We start from the raw sequence: 15,759 nt of genomic DNA on the forward strand, positions 1-15,759 counted from the left end.
ACGCGCTTTCTGCTTATGGTATAACCTGTTTTATTTTTAGGATCATAAGTTTAAGCGGCAAGTGATTCACCATGCTGCCAGCTTATGCAGCACCAAAAGGTGGCAGTATGGACATAACGCTAACTCCCGTTTCTTCCCAATCTCACACAGTATTGAAGAACCTTTTTCAGCTTTATATGTATGACATGTCGGCATTTATAGCGTTGCCATTAACTGAGGAAGGATGCTTTAGTGTCCCCGATCATGTTCTCGCACCGTATGATGACGCCCTTCATCATTGGGCCTACTTGATTTATGCGGATAATGAACTGGCAGGGTTTGCAATGCTACGTCGATATCCTGAGGATATGTCGTGTTTAGATATGGATCAGTTTTTTATCATAAACCGTTTTCGTGGTTCAAACGTTGGCAAGGCTGCTTTCAAGCAATTAGTCGCTCAACATCAAGGGAACTGGCAAATTCGCGTTTTACTGAAAAACACGCCGGCCCATTACTTCTGGCAATCCGCCGTTCGTGACCTAGTTGGAGAGGCGTACCAACGTAGTGAAGAAAAAGATCGTGACCTCATCATGACTTTTATTCGATTCAGCTATGAAGGGGGGGCGGTTTAAGGCTTCCGGCAAGCGTGGCTGCTGAGTGACCAATGAGGGTGTACCTCCGTTTCTTAAAACGTTAGCTGCTCCGCTTGGTTACCTTCGTTAGAATATGTTTTACCCCAAGGGGTTGCTACAATAGCGGGCAGACTAGGCGATGAAATAATGATATGGAACCGCAGATCCTCAACCCGCTCACCTTGCCACTTGATGGCGTCCGATTAATCGAAGCCTCCGCCGGCACCGGTAAGACGTTTACCATTGCTGGCTTGTACCTGCGATTGTTGCTTGGGCATGGCCGCGCAGCGCCGTGTCGGGTCGAGCAAATACTGGTGGTGACGTTTACCGAAGCGGCAACCCAAGAGCTAAAAGACCGTATTCGACGTCGCATTCATGAGGCGCGTTTTGCTTTTATGCGCGGGGAGAGTGACGATCCTATCATTGGCCCTTTGCTGGCAGAGATTTGCGATCATAAAACCGCGGCGCAGCGACTGTTAGAGGCCGAACGTCAGATCGACGAGGCGGCCATCTATACCATTCACGGTTTTTGTCAGCGGATGCTGACCCAAAATGCGTTTGAGTCGGGCAGCCTGTTCAGTCATGAATTTGTCACCGACGAGCGACAGATCAAAGCGCGTGCGGCGGCCGACTTTTGGCGTCGCCGTTTTTATCCGCTGCCTAAATCGTTAGCCGGTGTGGTGAGCAGCTACTGGCCCGCACCGGAGGCCTTATTAAAAGAGATTGCGCCCTATTTATCCGGGCCGGCTGTCACGGTCAAGGCGCCTGATCTCGGCGAAGATCTCATGGCGGCACACCAAGCGGCGATTGCCAAGATTGATGCGGTGAAGCGCGCATGGCGCGAGGCGGGGGAGCAGATCAACGAACAACTCAGCGCCGCTAAACTCGATGGCCGCAGCTATCGCAAAGATCATTTGGCGAACTGGCTGAATGCGATGGAACAATGGGCCAATGCCGAGACGCTTGATTACCAGTTGCCCGACAAATTGGAAAAATTCGCCCAACAGACGTTGGCGGCCAAGAGTAAAGCTGAGCCACCGAGCCTAGCGCTATTTGATCAAATTCAGGCATTGGTTGATCAGCCGCCGACGTTAAAACCGGGATTGACCGCACTGGCGATTAAAGAAGTGCGGCAGCTGCTCCGCCAAGAAAAACGTCGCCAAGGGTGGCTCTCGTTTGACGATCTCCTTTCTCAACTTGCCAGCGCACTTGACCAAGATAGCCAAGACCAGTTGGCGGCACGTATTCGCAGCTTATATCCGGTGGCAATGATTGATGAATTCCAAGATACCGACCCGCTGCAATATCAGATTTTTAGCACTGTCTATCAGCCACCAGTGGCGGACGATGCCCCTGTATTCGCAGACGCAGAGACAGAGGAAGAGGGTGAGCGCACCGGCTTAATGATAATTGGCGATCCTAAGCAGGCAATTTATGCCTTTCGTGGCGCCGATATCTTCACCTATATTCATGCCCGTGCACAGGTGAGTGATCACTATAACCTTGCCACCAACTGGCGCTCGACAGATGGCATGGTGCGCGGAGTCAATGCCTTGTTCTCACGTGCGAAGGCACCGTTTGTTTATCAAGACAGTATTCCCTTTTTAGCGGTGGCCTCGTCGCCTAGCGCCAAACAAAAGGCGCTGGTGGTGGAGGGAAACGAGCAGCCCGCGCTCACCTTTTGGCATCACAGCCCGGATGAATTGTGTGCCAAGCAAGATTTTGAACAGACCTTAGCGGTGAGTACCGCACAGCATATCACGCAAGTGCTCAACCAATCGGTGGTGGGCAATAGTTATCTACAGACGCCTTCCGGCCAAGCCGAAATTCAGCCGCACAATATCGCCGTGTTGGTGCGCACCGGACGCGAGGCACAGCTGGTCAAGCAAGCGCTGGCCGAAAAAGGCGTGGCGTCTGTGTATCTTTCTAACCGTGATAATGTGTTCGCCAGCCCTGTCGCCAGCGATATTGAGCGCATCTTGGTGGCGGTGATGCAGCCTGAAAACGAGCGTAAGTTGCGGGCAGCGCTAGCCAGCCCCTTATTTGGCCTGACTGCCGAGCAGCTGGCGCTACTTAATCAAGACGAAGCCTTGTGGGAGCAAGAGGTGGTGGCCTTTAGCCATTACCGTGATACTTGGCAGCGCCGTGGGGTGATGCCGATGCTTCGCCAAGTCGCCAGTGCCCGCCAAGTGGCAGAAAACTGGTTGGCGATGCCGCAAGGCGAGCGCTGTGTGACCGATTTTTTGCATATTGCGGAGTTGCTGCAAAGTGCCAGCCAGCAATTGGATAACCCCCACGCGCTGATCCGCTGGTTACAAGAGCGGATGGCCGAGCCGGCTCAACAATCGGAAGAGCAGCAGGTACGGTTGGAGTCGGAGCGTGATTTGGTGCAAATCGTCACCATCCACAAATCGAAAGGCTTGGAATACGATCTGGTTTACTTGCCGTTTGCTTGTCAGTATCGCGAAAGCAGCCAACCTTTTTATCATGATGAACAGTATCAGCCGGTGCTGGCGCTGGATAATGTCGATGAAGGCAAAGAGCGCGCTGAAAAAGAGCGGCTGGCTGAAGATATCCGCTTGCTGTATGTGGCGGTGACCCGTGCCGTGTATGGGTGTTTTATCGGCTGTGCACCTCTTAAACAAGGTAACAGTCGGCAAAAAGACTCGGCCTTGCACTTAACGGCCCTCGGCTATTTGCTTCAGCATGGAGAGGCCGGTGATGCTGGCCTGCTGGCCGAGAGTTTGGCTGGATTGGCGAACGCGAGCGATGCGGTGGCTGTGGTTGCGCCACCGGAGCCGGACGATAGTCTTTATACCCCTCAAACGGGGGCGCACGAGGCGCTAAGCGCGCGTCAGTTTGACGGGAAGATTGACCGTCAGTGGCGCTTAACCAGTTACTCAGGGCTGTTAAAACAGAGCCATCATGTCAGCGCCTTGCCCACATTAGCCAGTTACGACTTGGACGCGGACGATGATCTCGCTGACGAGGAGACGCCGGATGTAGCGGTGGATCCTTGGTCAGTTTTTGCGTTTCCCAAAGGCGCACGAGCCGGTACCTTTTTACATACCTTATTTGAAGAGGTGGACTTTACCGCGGATTTGATGAGTGAAGAAGTCGCTGAGCTTATTACCCATCACCTTAGCTTGGAGAACTATGACCCGCAGTGGTGCCCGATATTACAGCAGTGGATGACACAGGTATTGAAACACCCGCTTAATGACCAAGGGCTGAGGCTGAACCATATTGATAACGCCAGTCGATTAACGGAGATGGAGTTCGTGATGCCTTTGGCCGCACTCGACTGCCAGCGACTCAATCGACTCGCCGCGCGATATGATGCGTTATCGGCGCGTGCTGGCCAGCTCACCTTTGACACGGCGCGCGGGATGTTAAAAGGCTTTATCGATTTAACCTTCCGCGCCGACGGCAAGTATTACGTGCTGGATTGGAAGTCGAACCATTTAGGGGACAGTGTGGACGATTATCATCCTGAGGCGCTCAAAGAGGCGATGATCGCGCACCGATACGACTTTCAGTACCAGATCTATACCTTGGCGCTGCACCGCTTTTTGCGCCAGCGGATCCCAGATTATGATTACGACACCCATGTGGGGGGTGTGTTTTATTTCTTTTTACGGGGCGCCAGTGATAGCGGCGAGACCGGTGTGTTCGCGCACCGTCCCGATAAGGCGCTGATTGACGCCTTGGACAACCTCTTTGCTGGAGAGTCGGTATGAAACAAGCATTAATGGCACTTTACCAGCGCGGGGAATTGCGAGCGATTGATGTGCAATTTGCTTGTTTGATGGGCGAAGAAGACACCCAATTAGATAAGGCTGCTATCACAGTATGGGCGGCGCTGCTGAGTCGCGAAGTGGGCAAAGGCCATGTCTGCCTTGATTTGCACCAGTGGCAGCCACCCAGTGACGTCGCTTGGCAGCCTTTGCTAGAACATATTGATAGCCAAGCGCCAAGCGAGCAACTGGCACAGGCGTCGGTGGTGTCTGACGGGACGCAGGCGACGCCCTTGGTGCTTGCGGGACACCGACTGTATTTGCATCGTTACTGGCATGCCGAGCAGCAAGTGGCGGGGCATATTCGCCAGCGTCTGACGGCGCTGCCGGTACCGGATGAGGCCAGACAAACTCTAGATAATTTATTTGCCGCCTCACAGGCAGAGATAGACTGGCAAAAAGTGGCGGCAGCCACCGCGTTGACCCAGTCTTTTGCGGTGATTTCGGGTGGACCGGGTACGGGTAAAACCACCACCGTCGCCCGTTTGTTGGCGGCGCTGGTGGCGTCACACCATGCCGAGCGCACAACCTCTTCAGCGCTCACTATCAAACTGGTCGCCCCGACCGGCAAAGCGGCTAACCGATTGACTGAATCTCTGGGACGGGCGATTGCTGCCTTGCCTGTTGATCATGACGTGAAAGCGGCGCTGCCGACCCAAGCCAGCACCATTCACCGATTATTAGGGGCGATTCCGCAGCGGGTGGCGTTTCGCCATCATAAAAATAACCCCGTGCATGCGGATGTGTTGATTGTCGATGAAGCCTCGATGGTGGACTTGCCCTTGATGGCACAACTGTTCGATGCCTTGGCGCCTTCAACACGCATTATTTTGCTGGGGGATAAAGATCAGCTTGCCTCTGTGGAAGCGGGGGCGGTGCTAGGGGATATTTGTCAGTACGCTGAGGCGGGCTATCCAGCGGCGCAAGCGGCGCGTTTAAGCCAGTTAACAGGCTTTGACGTACCCGAAAACCCACATGCGCCAGCGATCGCCAGTGCCCTGTGTCTGCTGCGCAAAAGTTATCGTTTTGATGCTCAATCCGGCATTGGCCAGCTCGCCTTTGCGGTGAACCGAGGAGAGATGGCCGAGGTGGGGGCGGTGTTAAAACGCGGCTATGGCGATATTACCCACCATGTGCTGAGTGATGACAGTTATCAGACCCTGATGCAACAAGCGGTGACAGGATATCGCGATTACTTAACAACACTCGATAATGCGACGCTCGAAAACCCGCCATCCATGGCGGACGTGCTGAGTGCCTTTAGCCAATTTCGTTTGTTGTGTGCATTGACCGAAGGCCCATTTGGTGTCGCTGGCCTCAACCAAGCCATTGAGCAGCACTTGGCGTCGGCGGGGCTGGTCGCTAAAGAGCGTGATACTTGGTATCACGGTCGGCCGATCATGATTTTGCAAAACGACCATGCCCTAGGATTGTATAACGGTGATATTGGGATTGCGGTGCAACACGCGGGGATCACCCGGGTAGCGTTTGAAACGCACGATGGAGAAGTGCGCTATTTGCTTGCCAGCCGTTTGCCCGCCCATCAAACCGCGTTTGCGATGACGGTGCATAAATCACAGGGCTCGGAGTTTGCGCATACGGTGTTGGTGTGTCCGCCTACCATTTCACCAGTGCTCACCCGCGAGCTGATTTACACCGGCATCACGCGGGCGAAGCGCCAGCTTGATCTCTACGCGTCTTGGCCGGTGCTGCGCCACGGTGTAGGCGCACGCACCGCCCGTTATAGTGGTTTGCCGGATGCCTTGATAGCGCCTTGAGTGCAGTGACATCTGCTAAAGCGCTAAGGTCAGCACCTTAGAGCGACGCTGATAGTTGTACAGCTCTTGGCGAGTGTTGGGGAGTGCTGACACATCGGAGAGCAAAAAGCCTTGTTCCAGAAACCAATGCAAACTATGGGTAGTGAGCACAAAAATGGTTTCGAGTCCTTTGGCTTTGGCGCGTTGTTTGAGGTGATTGAGCAGCATGACACCGCGGTCGCCATCACGGTAGTCGGGATGAATGGCGACACATGCCATCTCGCCGGTGCGCGCGTCACTAAACGGGTAGAGGGCGGCGCAGCCTATCACCAATCCATCCCGCTCGATGATGGTAAAGCGTGGGATTTCTTGCTCCAGTTGTTCCCGCGAGCGGCGTACTAGGATCCCTTGTTGCTCCAAAGGGCGGATCAAATCCAAGATCCCACCGATATCGTCAATCTGGGCTTGGCGCACTTTTTCGGCACGCTCCATCACGATCTGGGTGCCGATCCCTTCAATCGAGAACAGCTCTTGGATTAATGCCCCATCTTTTTTATAGCTGATTAAGTGACTGCGGGTGACGCCAGCGCGACACGCAGCAATCGCGCCGCGTAAAAAGCGACTGGTGCCAGAGCCGGTATCGCCAGCGGCTTCTCTCGCCTCTAAAAGCGGTTGGGCTTGGGTAGGCAGTAACTCGGAAATCACCTCATTGTCTTGGTTTAAGACCCCTTGCTCGGAGCAAAAGCCAATCAACTTGTCTGCGCGTAATCGAATCGCAACCTGAGTCGCCACTTCTTCGGAGGTGAGATTAAAGCATTCCCCAGTGACTGAGCTGGCCACTGGCCCCATCAGCACGATTGCATTTTGATCGAGCTGGCGCTGAATACCGTCAATATCGATGCGGCGAATTTTGCCACTGTGACAATAATCAATTCCTTCATCGACGCCCAACGGTTGCGCGATAACAAAATTGCCACTGATCACATTGATCTGAGCGCCGGCCATGGGCGTGTTATTCAGCCCCATGGATAAGCGTGCCGTGATGTCGAGTTGTACTTGGCCGGCCGCTTGTTTGACCACTTCAAGCGCGTGGTTGTCGGTGATGCGAACACCTTTGTGATAAGGCGTTTCCAGTCCGTACTGATTTAAGGCGCAATTAATCTGTGGACGGGCACCAAACACCAACACCAGTTTCATGCCCAGGCTGTTGAGTAGGGCGATATCATTGACGATATTCTGAAAGTTCTCATCCGCCATCGCCTCGCCACCCAGCATAATCACCGCGGTTTTATCTCGGTGAGCGTTGACATACGGCGCCGATTGGCGAAACCCTTTAACCAGTGCGGTACTTCTTATTTTCACGCGGACACCTGTTTAATTATTCATTATATATGCCTTTTTATTCTTTTTCAGGTCTGAGTGTCAAGTCCTGTCTGGTGTCAAGGCGCACGTGAAGCGATAAGGTTTCGCGCGCACTCTCAACACTGCCAGTCGCAATGTCGGTAGATGAAGCAAGATCACAATCTAGCGTTCAGCGTCTAAAATAAAGTAATGAGTCAGTTATGCTGGAATAAAAAGCACTGAGAGGTAAGCGTGTGCGAAAAACGAAACAAGTGGTTCTATTAGTTCTTTTGATCTTATTTGGTGGGACGGGGTTTTTAGTGGCGACTCAGCCGGCCATTTTTGCGCCTGACGTGACGCAAGCCGATTTGTATGGAGAATGGGTAGAACAAGATGTGGCACCTTATGCCGCCGACCAGTTTGAAATACGCTCTGATGGTATTTACACCAATGGGAGCCGCGCCACCACTGAGTATCAGTTTGATGGCGATCAGCTCAAATATACGATAGGAACCGAAACCTACCTATATCGGGTTGAAGACGCAAAGACGCTCGAGCGTATTGAACCTGCTCATTACACATCCTTTTTTGCCAAAGATAATCGCTCATGAGGGACGTGTTAGCCGCTACGCGGCCTGGTTAGAAGTGCTGTGACTCCAAGGTGGTGAGCAGCTCGTTGACCGAGCACTGTTTTGTTGCCACTTTCCGCAAGAGATCGGCGGTTTCAGCATCACCCCCCAGACAACGTTGAATACTGGTATTAATCACCTGGCGTGTACAGCCTTCGGTGGCCATCATACGAATCCATTGGTATTCCACTGCATCACTATCAAGTAGCGTTGAACGCCCAACTTTTAAATCCATCGCTGCTTTACTCCTTTATGTTGCACTTTCTATGCAGTTTTGTTGCAAGGTCAGTACATAATAATTATATGACACTTTGATGAATGTCGCCTGCTTCAGGCAGATAAGCGAGATTTGATCACATTTAATGTGTATTGATTTGCAGGCAGTTACAAACTTAACATCGAGAACTGATTGCCAAGCGGGGCGCTTTTTGCGAGCCTTAGCGCTATTAACTCACTGATTGGAATATGGTGTGAAAAAAGCGTTAGTTGTGATGGCGTGTGTGGCGACATTGGCAGGATGTGTGCGTCCTACCGACCGGGGTCAACAATATATTGATGGGCGATTTGAATCGATACTCACGCCAGTACCACAAGTGGCTTCTGAAAGCCCGCGAGACTTTAGTTTATTCAATGACCAGTTAGCGGCGGTGACCGCCAACTCTCCGTCGTTAGTGGCGGAGCATCAAGCCGTTTATCAGCGTTTGCAAGCCTGGTTAGACGCGGGAGGCAAGATCGAGGCGCTTGCGGATTATGGCTTGGAAGTGAACCAAATGGCAGGGGGAGATGACTTTGGGAACGTGATGTTTACCGGGTATTTCTCTCCGGTGATAGAAATGCGCCACCAGCCGGATGATTTGTTCCGCTATCCTGTCTACGCCAAACCCCCTTGTGATGACGACTGTCCAGATCGCGCTGCTATCTATGCTGGCGCCTTGGATGGGCAGGGCTTAGAGCTGGGCTACAGTGCCTCCCTTATCGATAGTTTTATTATGGAAGTACAAGGCAGCGGTTTTGTCCATTTTGGCGATAACGACCAACTGGAGTATTTTGCCTACGGAGGCAAGAATGGTCACCCATATGTCAGCATTGGAAAAGTGCTGATCGAGAGAGGTGAGGTTCCGCGCGAAAAAATGTCGCTGAAAGCGATCCAAGAGTGGGTGGCTGCCCACAGTAAAGATGAAGTGCGTGAATTACTCGAGCAAAATCCCTCTTATGTTTTCTTTACCCCAAAGGCGGCTGATCCTGTCAGTGGCACGGCGGGGATTCCGTTGAAAGCCGGGGCGTCTGTGGCGGCCGATCGACGTTACTTACCCATGGGCAGTGTGTTACTGGCTGAAGTGCCTCAGTTGGATGAGCAAGGCAACTGGACGGGCGAGCATGTGCTCAAGCTGTTAATGGCACTAGATACCGGTGGCGCGGTGAAAGAAAATCACCTGGATTTATACCATGGCATGGGTCGTGAAGCAGGCGAGCAAGCCGGGCACTACAAGCACTTTGGTCGGGTTTGGAAACTGGACGCCTTAGCGCCACAAAGAGTGAGCCAGTCAGAGTAACGGCCAAGATGAGGTCAGACCCTTAGGAAATAAAAAAGCGAGCGTTTAACGCTCGCTTTTTGGTAAGCGGGAGATGACTTATTCAATTAACCCGGCTTCACGATAGTAGCGCGCCGCACCTGGGTGAAGGGGAGCAGACAGGCCGTCTTTTACCATCTCTTCTTTCTTCAGGTTAGCGAATGCAGGGTGGAGACGGCGGAAGTCGTCAAAGTTCTCAAACACCGCTTTCACCACGTTATAGATCACATCCTCAGGAACTTGTGTGGAAGAGACGAAGGTCGCACCCACACCAAAGGTGGTGACGTCGTTGTCGTTGCCACGGTACATACCGCCAGGAATAATGGCTTGACGATAATAGTCACGATCTTCAATCAGCTGTTTAGCCGCATCATTCGCAACTTCAACCAATACGCTATCACAGGCGGTGGTCGCTTCTTGAATCGCACCACTTGGGTGACCCACGGTGTAAACCATGGCATCAATTTTGTTATCACACAGGGCTTTGGATTGCTCGGCCGCTTTTAGTTCAGAAATTTGGCCGAACTTGTCCATATCCCAACCCATTTGATCCATCAATACTTCGATGGTGCCACGTTGGCCCGAGCCAGGGTTACCAATGTTAACGCGCTTGCCTTCCAGATCATCGAAGGTTTTTACGCCCGCATCGGCACGTGCTACCACGGTAAACGGTTCTGGATGAATAGAGAAAACGGCGCGAAGCTCTTTAAATTCGCCCTGATCTTCAAATTTGCTAGTGCCTTTGTAAGCATGGTATTGCCAGTCAGATTGGGCGATACCCATATCTAGCTCGCCAGCACGAATGGTGTTGATGTTGTAGATTGAGCCGCCTGTACTTTCTACCGAGCAGCGAATGCCATGGTCATCTTTGCTTTTATTGACCAGACGGCAAATTGCACCACCTGTTGGGTAATAAACACCCGTGACACCGCCAGTACCAATAGTCACAAACTGGTTAGCTTGCGCGCTTGCCGCGGTTCCTAGTGCGGCAGAAAAGCCGAGCGCAATAAGAGTAGGTTTCATCGCTTTCATGCTTAAGATTCCTTTTTAAGTTAGAGGTTGCTATCCGGGCGCACCCTCGAAGTTGGTATGACACTCAATAACAATATGACGAAAAAGTGTCACCACGCTATTTTTTCAATCTTTTAACAATATTTGCAAGCAATTGTATTGGGTTAAAACGATTGGGTCATGGTTTGCCTTAGTGCTTGTACAGGTTTAGTACAATATCCCAGCTTTTCCAGTGTGTTGCGTAAATCTGTGATCTGAGATGCGTTATCTATGGCCTGACGTTGGTCAACGCGTTGGGTGTTGTTTTCAAAGCCGATTCGTATGTCTCCTCCTAGCAGTGCAGCGGTCGTCAGACAGCGGATCTCATGGTGGCCAAATGCACAGGCTGACCAGGGCAGGTTGTTATGGTCGGGTAGTGCTTGCCACATGGCGACGATGTCTTCTGGGTGGCCAAATGGGGGATTTTGATCCCGACCCGCAACCAAGAGTAAATGGTGCCCTGTAGGAGGGATCACGCCGGCGTGACGTAGCTGACGGTAGCGCGCCACATCTTGAGGGTGATAGAGAATAAACTGTGTGTAAACAGCATGGTGATGTAACCACGCAAAAAATGTTCTGGCTTCGGTCGTTTCGGAAGGGTCAGGCACTAGTTCTCTTAGCGCAATGGACACGGCCTCAGGCTTAACGGCCTTCACTAATCCGATTTGCTCTGACGGGCTATAGCGACCCACGGCTTCGGTGGTGAGTTGGATGACCATGCGATCACCGACCGCATCTTGGACTTGCTGGTAAAGCCGACGATTGAGAGTGGGGTCCAAACTATGCGCGCCAGACTCATCGCGTGCATGAATGTGCGCCATGGCGGCACCGGCGTCAGCGCATGCGTGCAGGCAGTCAATCAGTGATAGTGCATCAATCGGGACGGCGCTATGCTGCGAAGGCTGCAGCCGCGCGCCGTTGGGAGCAACCATGATGGTGAGTGTATCGGTCATCTTTTTTCCTTAAGCCTAGTTTGAGCGCAAGACTGACTGCTTAGTGTGGCAGACAGGTGTCTAGGGTTATCCGTAGTTTGTCGGCTATCTCATCAATATGTGGCGATTTAATGATGTAGGGAGGTGCCAATAAAATATGGTGACCTTGTTTGCCATCGATGGTACCGCCCATGGGATAGCACATCAGGCCGTTTTCCAGCGCGGTTTGTTTGATTTGTTTCGCTAGCGGCAATGTGGACGAAAAAGGCTGCTTTGACGCTTTATCCGCGACCAACTCGAGCGCGAGAAAGAGCCCTCGGCCACGAATGTCGCCGACAAATGGGGATGAATCAAATTGATGATGTAGCGCCGTTTTAAGCGCCTTGCCTTGTTTTTCCGCCGCGTCAACGAGTCCTTCTTGCTCAAGTGTGGTGAGTGTTGCTAAGGCAGCGGCACAGGCAGTCGGATGCGCCATAAACGTATGACCATGTTGGAAAAAGCCCGAGCCGTTAGCGATTGCGTTGTAGACAGGGTCGGCCACAAGCGTCGCGCCAATAGGTTGATAACCGGCAGCCAGCCCTTTCGCGATAGCGACTATATCTGGAACGATATGTTCATGCTCAAAGGCGAAAAAGCGCCCGGTGCGTCCTGTTCCGCACATCACTTCATCGAGGATCAGCAAAATGTTGTATTGGTCGCAGATCTCTCGAATCCGTGTAAAGTAGCCTGTTTCGGCGGTCAATGCGCCCGCAGTGGCACCGACGACGGGCTCAGCGATAAAGCCAATCACGGTTTCGGGTCCTTTTTCTAACAGCATGGTTTCAAGCTCGTTGGCCACTCGCTGACCATATTGGTAAGCGCACTCATCGGGACCTTGATCGCGATAGGCGTAACAGGGAGCAATCAGACTGGTGTCCATTAACAAAGGCGCAAAGGGCGCACGACGCCATGCGTTACCTCCAACGGATAGCGCGCCAAGCGTGTTGCCGTGGTAGCTTTGGCGTCGAGCAATAAAGTGTTGGCGCTGCGGCTGACCAACTTCCACCCAATACTGGCGTGCCAGTTTTAATGCGGTTTCCATCGCCTCTGAGCCACCACTGACTAAGTAAGCGCGATTAATCAAGGGAGGCGCGAGGTCGGCCAATATCTTGGCGAGCGCTTCACTGCTTTCTGAGGTAAAAAAGCCAGTATGCGCATAGGGAATCGAATCAAGCTGACGGTGGATAGCCTCTAACACGGCTGGGTGGTTATGTCCGAGACAAGAAACGGCTGCACCTCCGCACGCATCCAGATACCGCTTACCCTGGGTATCCGTTAAATAAACCCCTTGACCACTGGCGATAGTGGGAAGGGCTTGATGACAGTGGCGATGGAATACGTGGCTCATACGATGGCCTCATAGTGACGTTTGCCCATGAGTATGAACCGATTGTATTTTGCGCGACAAAGGATATATTTTCACCAGGTATGAAAAAAAGGAATGGGAATGGAAGCGCGTTTGCCATCGATGCGAGCTTTACAAGCGTTTGTCGTGGTCGCCCAGCAAGGCAGCTTTTCGGAAGCGGCCAAGGTATTGCATGTCAGCCAAAGTACCATCAGTAAACAAATCCAACAGTTAGAGCAGTGGATTGGACAACCTTTGTTTGCGCGGACCGCGTATGGGGTAGGGCTTAATGCGATTGGAGAGACGTATCTTCAATCGGTCTCCTCAGGGATCCATAAAATCGCCAATGCCACGGCTTACGCACGTCAACAGAGTGTCCAGCAAGAGTCGGTCAGCTTGCTGGTGCCGCCATCTTTTGCCAGTCTGTGGTTGATTCCGCAACTGCAAGACTTTAAGGCGCGTTATCCGTCGATATCGGTGACGGTCAGTGCCAGTGATTCTATCCCGCAAGGGAAAGAAAAAGAGGTTGATATCCTCATTCGTTGCCAGCCGCGTCAACAAGCAGGCTCTCAGTCAATCTGCCTGGCTAATGAACACCTAGCTTTATTAGCCGCTGCCGCGATTGTCCCTGAGCCCATTGAACGTGCCGCGCTACTTGCCACGGTGCCGGTGCTTTCTCATCTGACTAGGCCGACACTGTGGGAGCATTTTTGGCAGCAATTTGGCTTAACGGATAGCAACCCGCAGTATGGCGCGGGATTTGAGCACTTTTTTATGGCATTGGAGGGGGTGCAGCAAGGCATGGGGATGGCATTAATTCCTACCTTTATGGCGACAACTAGTTTACGGCAAGGAAAAGTGGTTAACCCTTTGGGGCTGGGCATTGATAGCGGCTACGGTTACTACCTCTACAGTGCAAGCTACAAGCAGCGAGCGTCAGGTGTTAGCCAAGTGGTGCAGTGGCTTAGTGACCGCTTTGCACGGGATCCCGCTAGACAATTATCGAGCAAGTCGGTATAACGCCCCTCGGTTTGATGAACAAAGAGACGGGTATGACACGCCAGTTATCAGATGCCTATTGGCAACGTTTTGGTGGCACCGCAAGGCTCTACGGCCAGCGTGCGCTCGAGGTATTTAGTCAAAGCCACATCTGTGTGATTGGCATTGGTGGTGTTGGCTCGTGGGCGGCAGAATCGTTAGCGCGCACAGGGGTTGGAGCCATCACATTAATTGATATGGATGATGTGTGTGTCACCAACACCAATCGCCAAATTCATGCACTGAAAGAGACCGTCGGACAAAGTAAAAGCGAGGTGATGGCTGCGCGCCTAACGGCGATTAACCCAGAGTGTCAGGTCACCGTCGTCGATGATTTTATTAGTGCCGATAACCTCGCTGACTATATCCATTCTGGGTTTGATTATGTGTTGGATGCGATTGACAGTATTAAACCGAAAACGGCGTTACTTGCTTACTGCAAGCGGCATAAAATTAAGGTGTTGACCGTTGGAGGGGCAGGCGGTCAAATCGATCCAACTCAAATCCAAGTGGCGGATTTGACTAAAACGATTCAAGATCCGCTCGCGGCGAAGCTGCGTAACAACCTTCGTCGTTTTCATGGTTTCACGAAAACCCAAGGGCGCAAGTTTGGCATTGATTGTGTTTACTCCACCGAGCAGCTCAAATATCCTCAGCCTGATGGCAGTGTCTGTGAAAGCAAAGTGTCAGCCGAAGGCCCCAAACGCATGGATTGTGCCAGTGGTTTTGGGGCGGCAACCATGGTGACCGCGAGTTTTGGTTTCGTCGCTGTTTCGCGCATTTTACAAAAGCTAATCGCGGCTGATCAGCGTCGCGAGCAGGCTGGCTGAGCCTGCTTTACTCTGAAGGGAGCGCGCGTACGCCAAATTCGCCCATGCGAAACGCAGTCCATGCTCTTTGGTAATCGCCACTGTTTTTGAGTTGATTAATACCACGGTTTAATCGCGCTACCCAGCGTGCGCTATCAGGATGTTGGCGACTCAATAAAACATGGAGGGGCGTAACACGCAGCGGTTTAGGGTGAAAGGTGATGTGCTGACGCGTGTCATCAGGCATCACAGTGCGTAGGGTGTTCATCACCACATATTGGTTACCAATAATCACATCCGTGTCGCCCGTGAGTAAGCTGCGCAGCTTTTCTACTTCGTTGGGGTAGCGGCGAACCACCACGTCGCCACCTTGCTGATTAAAGTTTGCCAGCATGGCATCCTCTATATAGCTCTCGCTAATCCCAACGCGTAAGCCGTTCAGGCTAGCCAACGATTGCCAATCAAAGTGTCGGTTTTTGAGGTGGAAAAACACCACGGTTTCGGTATAGATAGGCGCAGAGTATATAAAGTCTTTTTCACGTTTAGAGGTGTAGCCCCAGCCAACGGTCCCATGAACCGCGCCTTCTTGCGCCTTCATTTTTGCTTGCTGCCAAGGTGTAAACGCGATCTCTATCTCTAGTCCTTGTCGCTTCCCTGCTTCTTTAACGATATAGGCAATCACCCCTTGATGCACTAAGCGATCTGAGAGGAAAGGGGGATAATCGCCTGCCAACAATTTAAGCTGAACCTGTGCGGCGGCGATGGCAGGTAGATAAAGGAGCAGGGTCACGAGCAGTATTCGCCGCATAACACCTCCAAGATATAAAACGTCGTTACGGC

At 52.3% G+C, this 15,759-nt stretch carries 13 protein-coding genes; 7 read left to right on the top strand and 6 right to left on the bottom strand.

Going from position 1 to position 15,759, the window contains the following annotated elements; all coding sequences use genetic code 11:
- Nucleotides 1–107: 107 nt before the first annotated feature.
- The 3 genes from FCN78_RS03050 (at nt 108) to recD (ending at nt 6,186) form a co-directional block, all read left to right on the top strand.
- Entirely contained in the window at nt 108–611 is a 504-nt protein-coding gene (locus FCN78_RS03050; RefSeq protein WP_077649716.1) for a GNAT family N-acetyltransferase, read from the top strand.
- 152 nt (nt 612–763) lie between these two features.
- Entirely contained in the window at nt 764–4,351 is a 3,588-nt protein-coding gene (gene recB / locus FCN78_RS03055) for an exodeoxyribonuclease V subunit beta (RefSeq protein ID WP_077659548.1), read from the top strand.
- On the top strand, nt 4,348–6,186 hold the full coding sequence (recD, locus tag FCN78_RS03060) for an exodeoxyribonuclease V subunit alpha (protein ID WP_077659549.1): 1,839 nt from the start codon (nt 4,348–4,350) through the stop codon (nt 6,184–6,186). The genes recB and recD overlap by 4 nt, the downstream gene beginning before the upstream one ends.
- Before the next feature lie 15 nt (nt 6,187–6,201).
- Here the strand turns inward: recD and argA are convergent, their stop codons facing one another.
- Nucleotides 6,202–7,527 carry an amino-acid N-acetyltransferase gene (gene argA, locus FCN78_RS03065; protein ID WP_077458405.1) on the bottom strand — a complete coding sequence of 442 codons (1,326 nt, stop codon included), beginning with the start codon at nt 7,525–7,527 and terminating at the stop codon, nt 6,202–6,204.
- Nucleotides 7,528–7,760: 233 nt separating this feature from the next.
- Here argA and FCN78_RS03070 point away from each other — a divergent pair, with 233 nt between their 5' ends.
- Nucleotides 7,761–8,117 carry a DUF2850 domain-containing protein gene (locus FCN78_RS03070; RefSeq protein ID WP_077458407.1) on the top strand — a complete coding sequence of 119 codons (357 nt, stop codon included), beginning with the start codon at nt 7,761–7,763 and terminating at the stop codon, nt 8,115–8,117.
- 28 nt (nt 8,118–8,145) lie between these two features.
- Here FCN78_RS03070 and FCN78_RS03075 read toward each other — a convergent pair whose 3' ends face one another.
- Nucleotides 8,146–8,370: a hypothetical protein gene (locus FCN78_RS03075; RefSeq protein ID WP_069363506.1), complete on the bottom strand. Its 225-nt coding sequence runs from the start codon at nt 8,368–8,370 to the stop codon at nt 8,146–8,148.
- A 235-nt stretch (nt 8,371–8,605) separates the two neighbouring features.
- Between FCN78_RS03075 and mltA the strand changes: the two genes are divergently transcribed.
- Nucleotides 8,606–9,688: a murein transglycosylase A gene (gene mltA / locus FCN78_RS03080; RefSeq protein WP_077522794.1), complete on the top strand. Its 1,083-nt coding sequence runs from the start codon at nt 8,606–8,608 to the stop codon at nt 9,686–9,688.
- 78 nt (nt 9,689–9,766) lie between these two features.
- Here the strand turns inward: mltA and FCN78_RS03085 are convergent, their stop codons facing one another.
- The 3 genes from FCN78_RS03085 to FCN78_RS03095 form a co-directional block, all read right to left on the bottom strand.
- Entirely contained in the window at nt 9,767–10,738 is a 972-nt protein-coding gene (locus tag FCN78_RS03085; protein ID WP_069363508.1) for a TAXI family TRAP transporter solute-binding subunit, read from the bottom strand.
- 143 nt (nt 10,739–10,881) lie between these two features.
- A complete protein-coding gene (locus tag FCN78_RS03090; RefSeq protein ID WP_077659550.1) occupies nt 10,882–11,709 on the bottom strand; it encodes a beta-keto acid cleavage family enzyme in 828 nt (275 codons plus the stop codon).
- Nucleotides 11,710–11,749: 40 nt separating this feature from the next.
- A complete protein-coding gene (locus FCN78_RS03095; protein WP_077659551.1) occupies nt 11,750–13,075 on the bottom strand; it encodes an aspartate aminotransferase family protein in 1,326 nt (441 codons plus the stop codon).
- A 99-nt stretch (nt 13,076–13,174) separates the two neighbouring features.
- Between FCN78_RS03095 and FCN78_RS03100 the strand changes: the two genes are divergently transcribed.
- Nucleotides 13,175–14,092 (top strand): LysR substrate-binding domain-containing protein, encoded by a 918-nt coding sequence (locus FCN78_RS03100; RefSeq protein ID WP_162274074.1) that lies wholly within the window; start codon nt 13,175–13,177, stop codon nt 14,090–14,092.
- Between the two features lie 32 nt (nt 14,093–14,124).
- Nucleotides 14,125–14,940, top strand: a complete 816-nt coding sequence (gene tcdA, locus FCN78_RS03105; protein WP_077458417.1) for a tRNA cyclic N6-threonylcarbamoyladenosine(37) synthase TcdA — start codon at nt 14,125–14,127, stop codon at nt 14,938–14,940.
- Between the two features lie 7 nt (nt 14,941–14,947).
- On the opposite strand, the gene FCN78_RS03110 is transcribed toward tcdA, so the two are convergent.
- Nucleotides 14,948–15,727 carry a substrate-binding periplasmic protein gene (locus tag FCN78_RS03110; RefSeq protein ID WP_077659553.1) on the bottom strand — a complete coding sequence of 260 codons (780 nt, stop codon included), beginning with the start codon at nt 15,725–15,727 and terminating at the stop codon, nt 14,948–14,950.
- Nucleotides 15,728–15,759 lie beyond the last annotated feature (32 nt).

This window comes from Salinivibrio kushneri (assembly GCF_005280275.1).
Classification (GTDB): Bacteria; Pseudomonadota; Gammaproteobacteria; order Enterobacterales; family Vibrionaceae; genus Salinivibrio; species Salinivibrio kushneri.